Here is a 16319-nt window from a genome sequence, read left to right on the forward strand (position 1 = left end):
CCTGACCGTCACCGCATCACCTGCTCCGTCAGACGCCGGCCCCGGCGACCACATGAGACGAGGAACAACCGCATGAGCACCGTGTACGGCCAGGCCGAGAGCACCCCGACCGCCGGGTGGTACCCGGACCCGCACGTCCCCGGCACCCACCGCTGGTGGGACGGCGCCCAGTGGACGGAGCACACGCAGGAAGCTCCCACGCAGCAGGAGCCCACGCAGCAGGCGCCCACCGCGCCGGTGGCGCCGCACGGGCAGCCGACCCACCAGCAGGAGGACGCACGCGCGACCGCCGCCTACGCCCAGAGCGGCTTCCAGGCGCCGGGCACGAGCGACCGGCCGACGGTGCCCGCGGGGGTCCCCGGCTACCCGAGCATCACGGGCGGCGTGCCCGGGTACCCGGCGCCCGCAGGGGCGACCGCGGGGCAGCCCACCGGCGTCCCCGCCTACCCGTCCGGCCCGTCGGTGGCCGACTGGTCCGGCGCCGGCGCCGGGACCGGGCCGGTCGAGGCGCCCAAGAACGGGTTGGCGACGGGTGCGCTCATCGCCGGCATCGCCGTGGTCCTGATCCTGGTGTTCACGAGCTACGCGATCGCCTCCGGCCTGGCCGTGTTCGTCGGCATCAAGGCCCTCCAGAAGGCCAGGCGCATCAAGGCCGAGGGGTACCCGAAGGCCGTCGGCACGGCGCGGGCCGTCACGGGCCTGGTCCTCTCGGGCCTCGGCGCTCTCGTCTACCTCCTGTCGTTCGTCGGCGGCTGACGAGAGCACCGGGTACCGTCCGGCGCCTTGTGGCACCATCGCCGGATGCTGCACGACCTGACACTCGAGGGCTTCGGCGCGCGGCTGGTCCCGCTGGCCGCGTGCCACGCCCCCGAGCTCGCGGCGTTCATCGACGACGACCTGTGGCGCGGGATGACGTCCCCTGTGCCGGTCGGTGCGGCGGCGGTCGCGTCGGCGATCGCGGACGCGACCGCGACGCCCGGCCGGCTCGCGTTCGCCGTGCTCGACGCAGCGACCGGCGAGGTCCGGGGCAGCACGTCGTTCTACGACTGGGAGCCCCGGCTCGCGCGCGTCGAGATCGGCCACACGTACTACGCACCGCGGTGGTGGGGCACGTCGAACAACCCGGCGTGCAAGCTGCTGATGCTGACGCACGCGTTCGACACGTGGGGATGTGCCCGGGTGGCGCTGCGCGCCGACGCCCGCAACGCCCGGTCGATCGCGGCGATCACCCGCCTCGGTGCCACGCCGGAAGGGGTGCTCCGCAGCCACCGGCTCGCACCGGACGGCACCCGCGGTGACACCGCCTACTTCTCGATCCTCGCCGACGAGTGGCCGGCGGCCCGTGACGCCCTCCTGGCGCGCCTCACGACGACCCCCGGGCTCGTCTGACGGGCGCCGCACCGCCACACACGCCGCGCGGTCGACGGTCGGCCACGTCGGGCCGGCGACCTCAGCCCGAGCTACCGGTCGGCGCCGCCGGGCGGTCGCCCGCCGGTCGCGCCGGCAGCGGCCTGACCGTGCCCGTCAGGTAGGGCTTGCCGGAGCGGGAGTCCCAGCCGGCGAAACGGAAGCCGGCGTCGTCGTGCGCGACCCGCACGGTGACCGTCCCGGGCAGCAGCACCGGGCTGCCGAAGTCCACCGACCAGGAGAACGCCTCACCGCGTGCCGCGCCGACGTCGGCGAGCGCGCGGGCCGCCGTGTACATGCCGTGCGCGATGGCCCGGGGGAAGCCGAGTGCCCTGGCGGTCGGCGCCGAGAGGTGGATCGGGTTGCGGTCGCCGGAGACGGCGGCGTAGCGCCGTCCGGTGTCGGAGGCCAGGCGCCAGCACCCGGTGGGCGCCGGAGGGACGAAGGGTGGACGCTCGTCGTCCGGGGCGGCCGCCGGAGTGTTCGCAGGGGTGGTGGTCGGGTCGTCACCGTGCAGGCGCACGCCGCGCGCGAGATAGGTCGACACCCCCCGCCACACGGCCTCGTCCTCCACGTGCACCTCCATGACGAGGTCGACCTGCGTGCCGCTGCGGTGCGGCCGCAGCCGCTCCGCGGACGCGCGGACGACGAGGATGTCGCCGAGCGTCACGGGACGCAGCTGCGTGACCGTGTTCGCCAGGTGCACGAGCCCGGCGAGCGGCAGCGGGAAGTCGGTGCGGGCCATCAGGGCCGTCGCGACGGGGAAGGCGAGCACGTGCACGTACCCGGCGGGCAGCCGGTCGGACGCGGCCTCCCCGAGCAGGTGCTGGTACTCGGTGAGCTGCCGGGCGTCGGCCTGCACCCCGTGCACCTCGTACGCGACGTCGGGCAGGACGTCGGGCGCCCGGCCCAGCCGTCGGGCGAGGGCCAGCCGCCCGGACGCGCCGGCACCGCGGGCGTAGAGCCCGCCGAGCCCGGGAACGGCGGGCAGCACGACGGTCGATGTCACTGGCCCACCAGGTTCTGCCCGCACACGCGCAGCACCCGTCCGACGACCCCGCCTGCTGCGGGCGACGCGAGGAACGCCACGGTCTCCGCCACGTCGACCGGCAGCCCGCCTTGCTGGAGCGAATTGAGCCGCCGGGCGACCTGCCGCGTGAGCGCGGGGATGCGGGCCGTCATGTCGGTCTCGATGAAGCCGGGGGCGACCGCGTTGGCGGTCCCTCCGAACGCGGTGAGCAGCGGCGCGGTCGCCCGCACCATGCCGATGACCCCGCCCTTCGACGCCGCGTAGTTGGTCTGCCCCCGGTTGCCCGCGATGCCCGACGTGGAGGCGAGCGAGACGATCCGCGGCGCGTCGGTGAAGTCGCCGGAGGTGAGCAGGGCCTCGTTGATCCGCAGCTGGGACGCGATGTTCACCGCGAGGACGGAGTCCCACTTGTCGGACGTCATGTTGGCGAGCAGCTTGTCCCGCGTGATGCCGGCGTTGTGCACCACGATGTCGAGCCGGCCGTGCCGCTGCAGCGTGTGCTCGAGGATGCGCGCTCCGGCGTCGTCGGCCGTGACGTCGAGCTGCAGGGCCGTGCCGCGCACCCGGTTGGCGACACCGGCGAGCTGCTCGCCTGCGGCGGGCACGTCGACGGCCACGACGGTCGCGCCGTCCCGGGCGAGCGTGTCCGCGATCGACGCACCGATGCCCCGGGCCGCCCCGGTGACGACCGCGACGCGCCCGACGAGCGGCCGGTCCCAGTCGGCGGGGAGCGTGCCCGCCTCCGAGTCGACGACGAGCAGCTGCCCGTCGACGAACGCGGACCGCCGCGACAGGAAGAACCGCAGCGCCCCGAGGGCGGACGGTGCCGTCACCGGCACGTCGGCGCGCAGCACGACGCCGTTGCCCGTGGAACCCCCACGGAGCTCCTTCGCGAGCGACCGCAGCAAGCCCGTCGACGCCCTGCCGGGCAGCGGCCACGGCGGGGGCGTCGTCGGGAGCCGCCTCGCGGGACACGGTGACGACGCGACCACCGCGAGCCAGCCCCTTGAGCACGCCGGCGGCCGCGAGCACCGGCGCGCCGAGGTCCGTGGGGTGCACGACCTCCGTCAGCACGAGCACGACCGCGGCGTACCGGGTGTCCGGCCCAGGGTGCCGGTGGACGTCGAGGTCCCAGCCGGCCCCCGGGCCGCCGGAGAGCAGCGCGGCGACGGTGTCCGCGTCCGCACCGTCCCCGAGCACGAGCGCGGGACCGTCCAGCAGCGGCTGCCCCGGGCGGAACCGGCGCAGCGGTGCGGGCTGCGGCAGCCCGAGCTGCTGGGCGATCTTGCCGGTGACCCCGTTGTTGACGAGCGTGAGGTAGGTGTCGGACGAGCTCATGGTCACGCCGCCTCGAGGATCGCGGTGAGGCCCAGCCCACCGGCTGCGCACACGGACACGAGCGCCCGCGGCGTCCCGCCGTCGGCGGCCTTCCGGCGGTGCAGCTCCTTGCTGATCGTCGCGACGATCCGGCCGCCCGTCGCGGCGAACGGGTGCCCGGCGGCCAGCGAGGATCCGTGCACGTTGAGCCGGGCCCGGTCGACGGTCCCGAACGCCCCGTCGAGCCCGAGCCGCTCCTTGCCGAACTCGTCGGACTCCCAGGCGGCGAGCGTGGTGAGCACGGTCGACGCGAACGCCTCGTGGATCTCGACGTACGCGAAGTCGTCGAGGGTCAGCCCGTTCCGGGCGAGCAGCCGCGGCACCGCGAACGCGGGGGCCATGAGCAGCCCGTCCACGCCGTGCACGAAGTCGACGGCCCCGGCCTCGGCGTCGACGACCACGGCGAGCGGCGTGAGGTCGTGCGCCGCGGCCCACTCGTCGGAGCCGAGCAGCACGGTGGACGCGCCGTCGCTGAGCGGCGTGGAGTTCCCGGCGGTCATCGTCGCGGGGGTGTCGAGGCTCAGACCGAAGGTGGGCCGGAGCTTCGCGAGCTTCTCCATGGACGTGTCGGTGCGCAGGTTCGCGTCGCGGACCAGGCCGCGGAACGGCGTCACCAGGTCGTCGAAGAACCCGGCGTCGTAGGCGGCCGCGAGCCGCTGGTGGCTGAGCAGCGCGATCTCGTCCTGCGCCTCGCGGGTGATGCCCCACTGCGCGGTGGTGAGCGCCTGGTGCTCGCCCATCGACAGGCCGGTGCGCGGCTCGTCGGTGCGGGGTGCGGAGGGGGCGAGGTCCTTCGGCCGGAGCCGCGCGGCGGCGGCGAGCTTCTGCGCGGGCGTCCTGGCGTGAGACAGGTCGAGCAGCACGCGGCGCAGCCGGTCGGAGACGGCGATCGGGGCGTCCGACGTGGTGTCGACGCCGCCCGCGATCGCGGAATCGAGCTGGCCGAGGCGGATCTTGTTGGTCAGGGAGACCACGGTCTCCAACCCGGTCGCACAGGCCTGCTGCACGTCGTAGGCCGGGGACTCCGGGGACAGCGCGGAGCCGAGCACCGCCTCGCGCGTGAGGTTGAAGTCCCGGCTGTGCTTGAGCACCGCGCCGGCGGCGACCTCGCCGATCCGCTCGTCCTGCAGCCCGAACCGGGCGACGAGCCCGTCGAGCGCGGCGGTGAGCATGTCCTGGTTGCTCGCATGGGCGTACGGGCCGCCGGCACGGGCGAACGGGATCCGGTTCCCGCCGAGCACCAGGGCACGTCGCGGTGCCGTGCCGGTGCCCTGGCTGGAGCCGGTGGCCGGGGAGTTCGGGGTGGAGGTTGCCATCAGGCCTTCCTCTCGCATCGTCCGTGGTGGAAGGGACCGAAGTCCCGGGTTTGGTGTCCGAGACCGACAGTACCTGATACCTTCGGTCTCGTGAGCCCTGTCACACCCGGTCCGGCCGCGACGCCGGCCCTCACCCTGGTGAGCACCGACGCCTCCGCCCCCGGCCGCGGCGCCCACCCGCCCGTCCCGCCCACCGGACCGGAGGCGGCGGCCACCGACGCGTTCGCCGCGGACGGCCGCTCCACCCGGTGGGCCGACCACCGCGAGGCCCGTCGCGCCGAGCTCGTCCGCATCGCCCGCCGCACCGTCCACCACCACGGGCCCGACGTCTCCATGGAGGAGATCGCCGCAGCGGCCGGGACGTCGAAGTCGATCGTCTACCGCTACTTCACGGACAAGACGGGCCTCCAGATCGCCGTCGCCGAGGCCGTCGTCCTGCAGATCCAGGGCGCCCTCGAAGGGGTTCTCCGGGTCGCGCCGACGCCCCGGGACGGCCTGCGGGCGATGGTCGCCGTCTACCTCGAGATGATCGAGTCCTCGCCGCACGTGTACGCGTTCGTGACGCGCGACGGGTCCGTGGAGTCGGGCGGCCCGCTCGGGCACTTCCTCGACTCGGTCACCGCCCTCGTCGCGGCGCCGTTCGCCCGGGGGCTGACGGAGGACGACGCGCGCCGCACCGCCCGTCGTCCCGAGCGGGTCTCCGAGCAGGGCCTCGAGCGGAGCCCCGACGACTCCTCGGCACGGGCGGTCGCGCTCGCGGAGCTCTGGGCGGCCGGCGCCGTCGGCTTCGTGCGAGGCGCGGGGGAGTGGTGGCTGGCCCATCGCGACGAGCCCGGCAGCCCCGACCGGGAGACCACCACCGCGCAGGTCGCCGCCTGGCTGTGGGCCGGGCCGGTCGGCCTGCTGGCCCGGGACCGCGGCAGAGCAGCCCCCGACCGCACCGCACCCGACCCCATGGCACCCGACCTCGCGACAGCCGACCCCACCGCAGCCGACCTGTCGCACCCGCTCCCCGACGCCTACCCGGCCGACACCTCGCAGGAGAACCGATGACCACCACCACCCCGCGCACGAGCACCACCGCGTCCACCGAGCAGGGCGACCCCCGGCTCGACGCGGAGCTCGCCGGCGTCGACGTGACCCACCTCCAGCACGTGCTCCTCGGCCACTACCCGGAGCTGCGCCTCGCGGCCCGCACGCTGATGGCGGACGAGCGGTTCCACCAGATCCCCGGCCAGACGCTCGCCGAGCACCGGGAGCGCATCCTGGCCCAGCTGCGGCTGCTGGCCGAGGAGGGCGACGTGCACCGGTCGTTCCCCGTGCGTTTCGGTGGGCGTGAGGACCACGGCGGCTTCCTGGCCCGGTTCGAGGAGCTCACGCACGCCGACCCGTCGCTGCAGATCAAGTCGGGGGTCCAGTGGGGGCTGTTCGCCTCGGCGATCTACCACCTGGGCACCGAGCGCAACCACGACGACTTCCTCGCCGACGCCCTGTCGATCGCCGTCCCGGGTGTCTTCGCGATGACGGAGACGGGCCACGGCTCGGACGTCGCCGCGATCGGCACCACCGCGACGTACGACCCGGCCACGCAGGAGCTCGTCGTCCACACGCCGTTCCGGGCCGCGTGGAAGGACTACCTCGGCAACGCCGGTCAGCACGGCACGGCCGCCGTCGTGTTCGCCCGGCTCATCACGGCGCCTCCTGGCGGCAAGGCCGTCGACCACGGCGTGCACGCGGTCTACGTGCCGATCCGCGACCCGCAGACCATGGAGTTCCTGCCCGGTGTCGGGGGCGAGGACGACGGTCTCAAGGGCGGGCTCAACGGGATCGACAACGGGCGGCTGTGGTTCGACCACGTGCGTGTCCCGCGGACCAACCTGCTGAACCGGTACGGCGACGTCGCCGAGGACGGCACCTACTCGTCGCCCGTCGCCAGCCCCGGCCGCCGGTTCTTCACCATGCTCGGCACGCTCGTGCAGGGCCGCGTCTCCCTCGACGGCGCCGCCGTCACCGCGTCGCGGCTCGGCCTGGCGATCGCGGTCACGTACGGGAACCAGCGCCGGCAGTTCGCGTCCTCCGCCCCGACCGAGGAGGTCGTGCTCCTCGACTACGCCGAGCACCAGCGTCGTCTGCTGCCCCTGCTCGCCGAGACGTACGCCGCCGGGTTCGCGCACGAGGACCTGCTCGCGGCGTTCGACGACGTGTTCAGCGGACGCAACGACACGCCGGAGACCCGCGAGGACCTGGAGACGCTCGCGGCAGCGCTCAAGCCGGCCTCCACCTGGCACGCGCTGCGGACGCTGCAGACCTGCCGGGAGGCGTGCGGCGGCGCGGGGTTCCTGGCGGAGAACCGGATCACGGGGCTGCGGGCGGACCTCGACGTCTACGCGACGTTCGAGGGCGACAACACGGTCCTGCTCCAGCTCGTCGGCAAGCGGCTGCTCACCGACTACGGCACGTCGTTCCAGCACCTCGACGCCGTCAAGGTCGCGCGGATGGTGGCCGAGCGGGCTGCCGACGCCGCCCGGTTCCGCACGCCGCTGCACCGCGCGGTCCAGACGATCGCCGACGTCGGCGACGTGCGCCGCTCCGCCGGCCAGCTCAGGGAGACTGCGACGCAGCGGGCGCTGCTCGTCGACCGCGTCGAGACGATGGTCGCCGAGATCGCCCAGGCCCTGCGGCCCGCCCAGAAGGCCGACCCGGCCACCGCGGCGGCGCTGTTCAACCAGCACCAGCACGACCTCGTCGAGGCGGCCCGGGCGCACTCCGAGCTCGTCCAGTGGGAGTCGTTCACGGCCGCCCTCGACCGGGTCACCGAGCCGGGCACCCGCCAGGTGCTGACGTGGGTGCGGGACCTGTTCGGCCTCTCGCTCATCGAGCGGCACCTGGCCTGGTACCTGGTCAACGGGCGGTTGTCGGCAGGGCGGGCCCGGACCGTGACGTCGTACATCGACCGCCTACTCACCCGGCTCCGGCCGCACGCGCAGGACCTCGTCGACGCGTTCGGCTACGGCCCCGAGCACCTGCGCGCGCCGATCGCGTCCGGCGCGGAGGCGCAACGGCAGGACGAGGCGCGGGCCTACCTCAAGGCGCAGCGGGCGTCCGGCGAGGCCCCGCTGCCGGAGAAGCGCGTGCGCTGAGCGGGCGCCGGCCGCGCCTGCCCTGAGATCGTCACGGGTCAGGCGCCGGCCTGTCGCCCTCTCGACGTGCGGCGAGGCCTGCGGGTCACGCGTCCTCGTGCGCGAGGGACGACGACAGGGCCCGGTGCGTCCCGGCCTGCGCGAGCAGGGCCCGAGCCTTCTGCTCCACAGCGTCGACCGCGTCGGCACCGGCGACGAACCGCAGCGGCGGCTGCGCCGAACCGGCAAGCCGCACGAGAGCGGCGGCGAGCCGGGCCGGGTCGCCGGCCTGCCGGCCGTTCATCGCCGTCCACGCCGTCACGGTCTGCCGGGTGCGCTCGGCGTAGTCGTCGATGGAGGGCGCCGCGTAGGTCGTCGACTCGGGAGTGAGAAGGTCGGTGCGGAAGAACCCCGGCTCCACGAGCATCGTGCGGATGCCGAACGGCGCGACCTCGGGCGTCAGGGACTCCATCCAACCTTCGACGCCGAACTTGGAGGTGGCATACGCCGAGGTGAACTCGCCACCGACCAGGCCCGCGGTCGACGAGATCGTCACCACCAGGCCCGAGCGCTGCGCTCGCATCACCGGCAGCACCGCGCGCGTCACGTTGATCGGCCCGAACAGGTTCGTCTCGACCTGCGCGCGGAAGTCGTCGTCGGTGATCTCCTCGAAGAACCCCGCGACGAAGCTCGCCGCGTTGTTCACCAGCACGTCGATGCGCCCGAACCTGGCCACGGCCGCCTCCACCGCCGCCCGCGCGTCGGCCGCGCTCGTGACGTCCAGCGTCACGGCGAGGAGCCCGTCGTGCGGTCCGACGGCCCGCACGACCTTCTGCGCATCGCGTCCCGTGGCGACGACCGCGTGCCCGGCGGCGAGCGCAGCCCGCGCGAAGTCCACGCCCATGCCCCGGGTCGCCCCGGTGACCAGCCACACCTGCTTCTGGCTCACGTCCTCGCCCTTCGTCGGTGTGCGCCGTGGTCGTCCGCCGGTCGGCGGCTCGTGTCGGCGACGCGTCCAGTGCAACGCCTCGGTGCACGACGAGGAAGACACCGCCGGAGGGCGTACCGGCGGGGCACCCCTCGCGTGCTCCATCCCCGGTGCCGCGCCGCCGCCTGGCCCGGCACCTGCCGATGAACCGTTTCGTGCTCGCACGTCTGCCCTGTCGAGGCCGTCGGGCCCCTAGTGTGCCGACCAGGTCGGCCGCGTCTGCCGACCGAGCAGGCCGACAGTGCAGCCGACAGTGCTGACGATGCACGCTGACAGGGGGAGCTCGACGATGCGCCGGACCCGGATCGTACTCACCGCCGCGGTGGCCCTGGCGGCCGCCCTGCTGCTGCCCGCCCCGGCGTGGGCGGGCGACGTCCAGCGTCAGGAGTTCGGGCGGCCACCAGCGGACCCGTGGCAGGTGATCGGCTTCCAGGGCAACCCGATCGCCACCACCCGCGGCGGCAGGATCACGATCGGCGAGCAGACCCTCGTCATGGTGCTGGACTACGCGGCGCCGTCGGAGTGGACGGGCTCGGCCAACCGCCTGAGCGGCTGGGACGTCGACTTCCGGATGCGCCTCGGCGCCGACTCGACCCAGCAGTGCCTCGACAACGAGAGCGGCAACCCGCCGGCGACGCTGCTCTGGGTGGGCGACACGACCGACCTGCTGCAGATCGGGTTCGGGCCCGGTGAGCTGTGCCTGGCCCACCCGTTCGAGGACCGCGAGGTCGTCCCGCTGAACACCTACCGCTGGCACAGCTACCACCTCGAGGCCCGCGGGCAGCACCTCCGGATCCTGGTCGACGGCCGGGCCGTCCTCGACCGCACGCTCACCGCACGCGGTGCCGGCACCGTGGGCCTCGGCTTCGAGACCCACCAGGGCAGCTCGAGCTGGGACTACGTCCGCTACGACACCGCGCCGGGGCGGCCGTGCACGATCCGCGGCACCGACGGGCCGGACGTGCTCACGGGTACGCCGGGCGCCGACGTGATCTGCGCGGGCGCCGGTGACGACCGGGTGTCGGGACTCGGCGGTGACGACGTGCTGGTCGGGGGCGACGGGAACGACACCCTGCTCGGCGGCGACGGCCACGACCTGCTGCAGGGCGGCTGGGGCTCCGACGTGCTCGACGGCGGCGCCGACAGCGGCCGCTCCGAGGGAGGGCAGGGCTCCGACCGGTTCCTCATGGGTGCGGCGCCTGCCGGTGCCGACCAGATCGTCGGCGGACCGGGTCACGACGTCGTCGACTACAGCGCCCGCACCGGCCCGGTGACCGTGACGCTCGACGGGGTCGGCGGCGACGGGGAGCCTGGAGAGGGTGACGCGGTGGGCGTCCCGGCGCCGTGGAACGCGTCGCCCGACATCGAGGAGGTGCTCGGTGGCCAGGGCGACGACGTGCTCACGGGCTCCCGGTGGGAGGAGACGCTCGTCGGCGGGCTCGGTGCCGACCTGCTGCGCGGCGGTGGCGGTCCGGACACGCTGCGCGGCAGCGACGGCGTCGAGGGCAACGACCGCCTCGACGGCGGCGACGGTCCGGACACCTGCGCGGCGGACCGCCTCGACACGATGACCTCGTGCAACGACCCGGACCCGCACCCCTCGTTCCCCATGCCGACGCCGACGCCGACGCCGACACCGACACCGACACCGACACCGACACCTGTGCCGTCATCGACGCCGTCGTCGGCGCCGACGTGGACGTCATCTGCGGGACCGACGCCGACGCCGACACCGTCGGCCTCGTCGACGCTCGCCCGGCCGGCCCCCGCGCGCCCCGCACCGAGCGGACTTCTCCCAACGGTCGCGCCCGCCGTGGTGCCCGGCGACAGCTGAGGTCTGCGGGCCGCGACAGGCGCCCACGGATGGTCCCCCGTCAGGCCCCGCGGTCGGGACGGGTCATGTCACCCGTGGCGGGGTCGGTGCCCGTCGGGCCGTAGCGCAGCTGGACCGCTCCGGAGCTCCCCGCGACGGGCGGCTCGAGCAGGCTGAGCCCCGAGGGCCGGGCGCCGTCGGGAAAGACCTTCTTCCCCTGCCCGAGGACCAGCGGGTACGTCCACAGGGTCAGCACGTCGAAGAGCCGTTCGGCGAGCAGCGTCTGGACGAGGTCGATGCTGCCGATCACGTGGACGTGCTCGTGCCGGTCGCGCAGCGCCCGGACCTCGGCGGCGAGGTCGGGCCCGAGCAGCGTGCTGCCCGCCCAGGACAGGTCGGGCGTCCCGCGGCTCGCAACGTACTTCGGCACGGCGTTGAGCCGCCGGGCGATGCTCGCGTCGTCGCCGGCCTCCTGGTGCGGCCAGTAGCCGGCGAAGATGTCGTACGTCCGGCGGCCGAGCAGCAGGGCGTCCATGCTCGCGATGCCGGCGCTCACCTCGCGGCCGACCACGTCGTCGAACAGCGGCGCCTGCCAGCCGCCGAACGGGAAGCCGCCCGACGAGTCCTCCTCGGGGCCGCCCGGCGCCTGCGCGACGCCGTCGAGAGTCACGAACAGGTCGATGTGCAGGAGGCCCATGCCCCGATCATGCCTTCGGCCCGCCGGCGACGTACAGCACCTGACCGGACACGTACGAGGCCTCGTCGGAGCAGAAGAAGGACACCGCGGCGGCGATGTCGGCGGGCGTGCCGACCCGACGCACCGGCACGTCCCGGGCGATCGTCGCGAAGAACTCCTCGTGCGCGAGCCCGAGCCGGTCGGCGGTCGCCCGGGTCATGTCGGTCTCGACGAACCCCGGCGCGACGCAGTTGACGGTCACCCCGAACGGCCCGAGCTCGATCGCGAGCGTCTTGGTGAACCCCTGGATCCCGGCCTTCGCGGCGGCGTAGTTCGCCTGTCCCCGGTTGCCGAGCGCCGAGGTGCTCGACAGGTTGACCACCCGCCCCCAGCGGGCCGCGACCATGTGCTCCTGCACCGCACGGCTCACCAGGAAGGCGCCGCGCAGGTGCACGGACATGATCGAGTCCCAGTCCGCGACGCTCATCCGGAAGAGCAGGTTGTCGCGCAGGATCCCCGCGTTGTTGACCAGCACGGTCGGCGGCCCGAGCGCGTCGGCGACCCGGGCGACGGCCGCGCCGACCGCAGCCTCGTCGCCGACGTCCGCACCCACGGCGAACGCGGTCCCGCCCGACGCCCGGAGGGCCTCGGCGGTCACGGAGGCGTCCTCCTCCCGCAGGTCGAGCACGGCCACCCGGAAGCCGTCGGCCGCGAGCCTGCGGGCCGTGGCGGCCCCGATGCCGCGCGCGGCACCGGTCACGAGCGCGGTGCGGGGCTCTGTCACGGGCCGGTCCTCTCGTCGGGTCGTGGCGTCGTCACCACCATCGTGGACCGAGCAGCGGTGCGAGGATCGGCGGCATGCCGACCTACATCGTCAAGGACGCGGGCAAGGACGTGCTGGAGGTCGTGGCGGAGAGCCCGTCGGCGGTCCCGACCGCCATCACGCTCCTGCCCGACGGCGAGCAGTGGATGCTGGAGCACGCCCGCCTTCTGCGGTCCGTCGGCACCAGTGCGGAGGGGATCGTCGGGAACCTCACGACGCGCTACGACCCCGAGGGCGCGGACGAGTAGCGCGCCTCCGGCGGCGGACGGCGGCAGACGGGGGCGGACGGCGGCGGACGGCGGCAGACGGCGGCAGACGGCGGCGGACGGCGGCGGACGGCGGGAGCGCGCCGCAGCCGCTCACGGGTTGCAGCGTGCCGCGATCATGTCGAGCGGCCCCACGTCCGGCCGCCACGGCTCGAGGTTCCAGGTCGCCTTGTCCGGCGCGCCGAGCTCGTGGCACTCGAGCTGCGCCTGCATCGTGGCGGTCGCCGCCTCGGGCTCGAGCGCCACCAGCTGCTCGGCGACGGCAGCCTCGGCGGCCAGCCCGCCCGCACGCGCCCAGGCGCTGGGCGTCACCGCGAGCGACGTCCCACCCTCCCGCTCGCCCCAGGCGGCGGACTCGACGGCGACGGTGGCGACCCAGAGCTCCACCGGCGTCGAGCCAGGCACGGGCGTGACGAGCGCGACGACCTCGTCGTCGAGCCGCTCGAGCCGCCCACCGGTCGGCGTCACGCCCGCCAGCAGCACCCCGGCGGCGTCGCGCACCACCGCGGACCCGCCGGCGAGCACGTCCCACACCGTGCCCTCGGGGGCGGCGACGGCGGCGACCGTCGTGTCGTGCGGGGGGACCGTGGGGAACGTCGCCCGGACCGAGCCGTCGTCCTGGGGGACCGGTGTCACCGTGCCCGGTGCGGTGGCGTGCACGGCGAGCGTCACCGGTCCGGAGGTCACGGGGACGCCGTCGCGCCTGACCGCCTCGGCGGAGAGGTCGGCGACCGCGGCCGACGGTGTGGCCGGACGTGTGGCCGGCGGCGACTGTCCGGCGCCCGTCGGCGTGGTGTCCGGCCCGGGCGTCGGCGCGGAGCACCCTGCCAGCACGGCCGCGACCAGCAACGACGCACCACCGACGAGCCGCCGACCGGTACGCCGGGAGGGTCGCGCCATGAGGCAGACGGTACCGGCCGCCGGACCGGCGGTGTTCGGCCGGACGTCGCTGCCCACGATCACGACCCCGCGGGACGCTCGCCGGACGCCCGACGGACGCCGTCCGGGGCGCCGGTACCCTTGTCCTCGTCTGCCGACCCGGGCGCGGACCAGGAGAGGCCTGTCGGCCCCCGGTCCCCGCCCCCACCGAGGGAATCGATGACCACCGCAGCTGCGCGCACCGCCCCCCACACCGACACCGTCGAGCACGCCGCGGCGACGCCCGACCAGGAGCAGCCGTTCGCGGAGCTGGGGCTCAAGCCCGACGAGTACCAGCGCATCCGCGACATCCTCGGCCGCCGCCCCACGGCCGCCGAGCTCGCCATGTACTCGGTGATGTGGTCGGAGCACTGCTCGTACAAGTCGAGCAAGAACCACCTGCGCCAGTTCGGCGACAAGACCACCGACGCGATGAAGCAGCACCTGCTCGTCGGCATCGGCGAGAACGCGGGCGTCGTGGACATCGGCGACGGCTGGGCGGTGACGTTCAAGGTCGAGTCGCACAACCACCCGTCGTACGTGGAGCCGTACCAGGGTGCCGCGACGGGTGTCGGCGGCATCGTGCGCGACATCATCTCGATGGGCGCCCGCCCGGTCGCGGTGATGGACCAGCTCCGCTTCGGCGCCGTGGACCACCCGGACACGGCGCGCGTGGTGCACGGCGTGGTGGCGGGCGTCGGGGGCTACGGCAACAGCCTCGGCCTGCCGAACATCGGCGGCGAGCTCGTCTTCGACGCGTCCTACCAGGGCAACCCGCTCGTCAACGCCCTGTGCCTCGGGGTGCTGCGGCACGAGGACATCCACCTCGCCAACGCGTCCGGCACCGGCAACAAGATCGTCCTGTTCGGCGCCCGCACGGGCGGCGACGGCATCGGCGGCGCGAGCATCTTGGCGTCCGAGACGTTCGACGACACCAAGCCGAGCAAGCGCCCGTCGGTGCAGGTCGGCGACCCGTTCATGGAGAAGGTGCTCATCGAGTGCTGCCTCGAGCTGTATGCCGCCAAGGTCGTCGAGGGCATCCAGGACCTGGGCGCCGCGGGGATCAGCTGTGCGACGAGCGAGCTCGCGTCGAACGGTGACGGCGGCATGCACGTGGACCTCGAGAACGTGCTGCTGCGCGACCCCACCCTGACGGCCGGCGAGATCCTCATGTCGGAGTCGCAGGAGCGGATGATGGCGGTCGTCGCGCCGGACAAGCTCGACGAGTTCCTGGCCATCACCGGCAGGTGGGACGTGGAGACGGCCGTGATCGGCGAGGTGACCGGCACGGGACGCCTGACGATCGACCACCACGGCAGCCGCATCGTCGACGTGGACCCGAAGACGGTCGCGCACGAGGGCCCGGTCTACGACCGGCCGTACGCGCGCCCGGCCTGGCAGGACGGGCTCAACGCCGACTCGGCCGCCAACCTGGCGAGGCCCGGCACGCCGGCCGAGATCCGCGCGACGGTCCTGGAGCTCCTGGCCAGCCCGAACCTCGCCGACAAGTCCTGGGTGACGAACCAGTACGACCGCTTCGTGCAGGGCAACACGGCCCTCGCCCAACCGGACGACGGTGGTGTGGTCCGCGTCGACGAGCAGACCGGCCTCGGGGTCGCGCTCGCCACGGACGCGAACGGCCGCTACGGCAAGCTCGACCCGTACACGGGGGCCCAGCTGGCCCTCGCAGAGGCGTACCGCAACGTCGCGACGACGGGCGCCCGCCCGCTCGCCGTCACCGACTGCCTGAACTTCGGCAGCCCGGAGCACCCGGACTCCATGTGGCAGCTCGTCGAGGCGATCCGCGGCCTCGCCGACGCCTGCCAGGAGCTCGAGGTCCCTGTCACCGGCGGCAACGTCTCGCTCTACAACGGCACGGGCGAGCCCGGCAGGATCGACTCGGCCATCCACCCGACCCCCGTCGTCGGCGTGCTGGGCGTGCTCGACGACGTCGCGTCGGCCACCCGTTCCGGCTGGTCGGCCCCCGGTCAGGCGGTGTACCTCCTCGGCACCACGCGTGCGGAGCTCGACGGGTCGGCGTGGGCCGACGTCGTGCACGGCCACCTCGGCGGGCTCCCGCCGAAGGTCGACCTCGCCGCCGAGCGTGCGCTGGCCACCGTCCTGCAGCGCGCGAGCCGCGACGGCCTCGTCGACGCCGCGCACGACCTGTCCGAGGGTGGCCTGGCGCAGGCGCTCGTCGAGTCGAGCCTGCGGTACGGCGTCGGCGCCCAGGTGACCTTGGACGCACTGTGCGAGCGCGACGGAGTGACGCCGTTCGAGGCGCTGTTCTCGGAGTCGACGGCCCGGGCCCTCGTGGCGGTCCCGCGCTCGGAGGAGGTCCGGTTCGCCGACCTGTGCACCGCGCGCGGCGTTCCCGTGCTGCGCCTGGGGGAGACTGCGGAGTCCTGCACGCCCGGTGCGGGCGCGCATGTGGACGAGCCCGACCACGAGCACGGTCCCGCGGTCGAGGTCGCGGGTCTGTTCACGCTGCCGCTCGCCGAGGCGCGTCCCGCGTGGGAGGGCACCCTGCCGCGCTGGTTCGGCTGATCGTCCGGCCCACGGCGACGCGGGCCTGACCCCGGGGTC

At 74.5% G+C, this 16319-nt stretch carries 13 protein-coding genes and 1 pseudogene; 7 read left to right on the forward strand and 7 right to left on the reverse strand.

The genetic code is table 11. The annotated features are described in order from the left end of the window. Positions 1 to 72: 72 nt before the first annotated feature. The gene (locus tag ACVW07_RS15505; RefSeq protein WP_456820124.1) at positions 73 to 756 is read left to right on the forward strand and encodes a DUF2510 domain-containing protein; all 684 of its coding nucleotides are present in this window, start codon (positions 73 to 75) and stop codon (positions 754 to 756) included. 45 nt (positions 757 to 801) lie between these two features. Next, entirely contained in the window at positions 802 to 1389 is a 588-nt protein-coding gene (locus ACVW07_RS15510) for a GNAT family N-acetyltransferase (protein WP_456820125.1), read from the forward strand. Between the two features lie 61 nt (positions 1390 to 1450). Here the strand turns inward: ACVW07_RS15510 and ACVW07_RS15515 are convergent, their stop codons facing one another. The 3 genes and pseudogenes from ACVW07_RS15515 to ACVW07_RS15525 form a co-directional block, all read right to left on the reverse strand. Further along, positions 1451 to 2416 carry a MaoC/PaaZ C-terminal domain-containing protein gene (locus ACVW07_RS15515; protein WP_456820126.1) on the reverse strand — a complete coding sequence of 322 codons (966 nt, stop codon included), beginning with the start codon at positions 2414 to 2416 and terminating at the stop codon, positions 1451 to 1453. Further along, positions 2413 to 3775, reverse strand: a pseudogene (locus ACVW07_RS15520) (3-oxoacyl-ACP reductase). Before ACVW07_RS15520 ends, ACVW07_RS15515 begins: the two are co-directional and overlap by 4 nt. A gap of 2 nt (positions 3776 to 3777) precedes the next feature. Beyond that, a complete protein-coding gene (locus tag ACVW07_RS15525; protein ID WP_456820127.1) occupies positions 3778 to 5130 on the reverse strand; it encodes an acetyl-CoA C-acetyltransferase in 1353 nt (450 codons plus the stop codon). A gap of 90 nt (positions 5131 to 5220) precedes the next feature. Here ACVW07_RS15525 and ACVW07_RS15530 point away from each other — a divergent pair, with 90 nt between their 5' ends. After that, a complete protein-coding gene (locus ACVW07_RS15530) occupies positions 5221 to 6183 on the forward strand; it encodes a TetR/AcrR family transcriptional regulator (RefSeq protein WP_456820128.1) in 963 nt (320 codons plus the stop codon). After that, on the forward strand, positions 6180 to 8270 hold the full coding sequence (locus ACVW07_RS15535) for an acyl-CoA dehydrogenase family protein (RefSeq protein ID WP_456820129.1): 2091 nt from the start codon (positions 6180 to 6182) through the stop codon (positions 8268 to 8270). The genes ACVW07_RS15530 and ACVW07_RS15535 overlap by 4 nt, the downstream gene beginning before the upstream one ends. A gap of 85 nt (positions 8271 to 8355) precedes the next feature. Here ACVW07_RS15535 and ACVW07_RS15540 read toward each other — a convergent pair whose 3' ends face one another. Then, positions 8356 to 9198 (reverse strand): SDR family NAD(P)-dependent oxidoreductase, encoded by an 843-nt coding sequence (locus tag ACVW07_RS15540; protein ID WP_456820130.1) that lies wholly within the window; start codon positions 9196 to 9198, stop codon positions 8356 to 8358. A gap of 301 nt (positions 9199 to 9499) precedes the next feature. Here ACVW07_RS15540 and ACVW07_RS15545 point away from each other — a divergent pair, with 301 nt between their 5' ends. After that, entirely contained in the window at positions 9500 to 11071 is a 1572-nt protein-coding gene (locus tag ACVW07_RS15545) for a calcium-binding protein (protein WP_456820131.1), read from the forward strand. 40 nt (positions 11072 to 11111) lie between these two features. Here the strand turns inward: ACVW07_RS15545 and ACVW07_RS15550 are convergent, their stop codons facing one another. Both ACVW07_RS15550 and fabG read right to left on the reverse strand, forming a co-directional pair. After that, on the reverse strand, positions 11112 to 11747 hold the full coding sequence (locus tag ACVW07_RS15550; RefSeq protein WP_456820132.1) for a dihydrofolate reductase family protein: 636 nt from the start codon (positions 11745 to 11747) through the stop codon (positions 11112 to 11114). Between the two features lie 7 nt (positions 11748 to 11754). Further along, on the reverse strand, positions 11755 to 12510 hold the full coding sequence (gene fabG, locus ACVW07_RS15555) for a 3-oxoacyl-ACP reductase FabG (protein ID WP_456820133.1): 756 nt from the start codon (positions 12508 to 12510) through the stop codon (positions 11755 to 11757). Positions 12511 to 12584: 74 nt separating this feature from the next. Between fabG and ACVW07_RS15560 the strand changes: the two genes are divergently transcribed. Continuing rightward, positions 12585 to 12797 (forward strand): hypothetical protein, encoded by a 213-nt coding sequence (locus ACVW07_RS15560; RefSeq protein WP_456820134.1) that lies wholly within the window; start codon positions 12585 to 12587, stop codon positions 12795 to 12797. A gap of 111 nt (positions 12798 to 12908) precedes the next feature. Here ACVW07_RS15560 and ACVW07_RS15565 read toward each other — a convergent pair whose 3' ends face one another. Further along, entirely contained in the window at positions 12909 to 13715 is an 807-nt protein-coding gene (locus ACVW07_RS15565) for a DUF2599 domain-containing protein (RefSeq protein WP_456820135.1), read from the reverse strand. A gap of 198 nt (positions 13716 to 13913) precedes the next feature. Here ACVW07_RS15565 and purL point away from each other — a divergent pair, with 198 nt between their 5' ends. Next, complete coding sequence (gene purL, locus ACVW07_RS15570; RefSeq protein ID WP_456820136.1) at positions 13914 to 16280, forward strand: phosphoribosylformylglycinamidine synthase subunit PurL; 2367 nt, start codon at positions 13914 to 13916, stop codon at positions 16278 to 16280. The last annotated feature ends 39 nt before the right edge of the window (positions 16281 to 16319 follow it).

The sequence above is a fragment of the Cellulomonas sp. URHB0016 genome (genome assembly GCF_054057935.1).

What these genes read in the sequence shown, in the direction of transcription:
- ACVW07_RS15535 (WP_456820129.1), top strand. Translation starts at nt 6,180, where the DNA reads ATGACCACCACCACCCCGCGCACGAGCACCACCGCGTCCACCGAGCAG.
- ACVW07_RS15510 (WP_456820125.1), top strand. Translation starts at nt 802, where the DNA reads ATGCTGCACGACCTGACACTCGAGGGCTTCGGCGCGCGGCTGGTCCCG.
- ACVW07_RS15550 (WP_456820132.1), bottom strand. Translation starts at nt 11,747, where the DNA reads ATGGGCCTCCTGCACATCGACCTGTTCGTGACTCTCGACGGCGTCGCG.
- ACVW07_RS15560 (WP_456820134.1), top strand. Translation starts at nt 12,585, where the DNA reads ATGCCGACCTACATCGTCAAGGACGCGGGCAAGGACGTGCTGGAGGTC.
- ACVW07_RS15565 (WP_456820135.1), bottom strand. Translation starts at nt 13,715, where the DNA reads ATGGCGCGACCCTCCCGGCGTACCGGTCGGCGGCTCGTCGGTGGTGCG.
- ACVW07_RS15505 (WP_456820124.1), top strand. Translation starts at nt 73, where the DNA reads ATGAGCACCGTGTACGGCCAGGCCGAGAGCACCCCGACCGCCGGGTGG.
- ACVW07_RS15545 (WP_456820131.1), top strand. Translation starts at nt 9,500, where the DNA reads ATGCACGCTGACAGGGGGAGCTCGACGATGCGCCGGACCCGGATCGTA.
- ACVW07_RS15525 (WP_456820127.1), bottom strand. Translation starts at nt 5,130, where the DNA reads ATGGCAACCTCCACCCCGAACTCCCCGGCCACCGGCTCCAGCCAGGGC.
- purL (WP_456820136.1), top strand. Translation starts at nt 13,914, where the DNA reads ATGACCACCGCAGCTGCGCGCACCGCCCCCCACACCGACACCGTCGAG.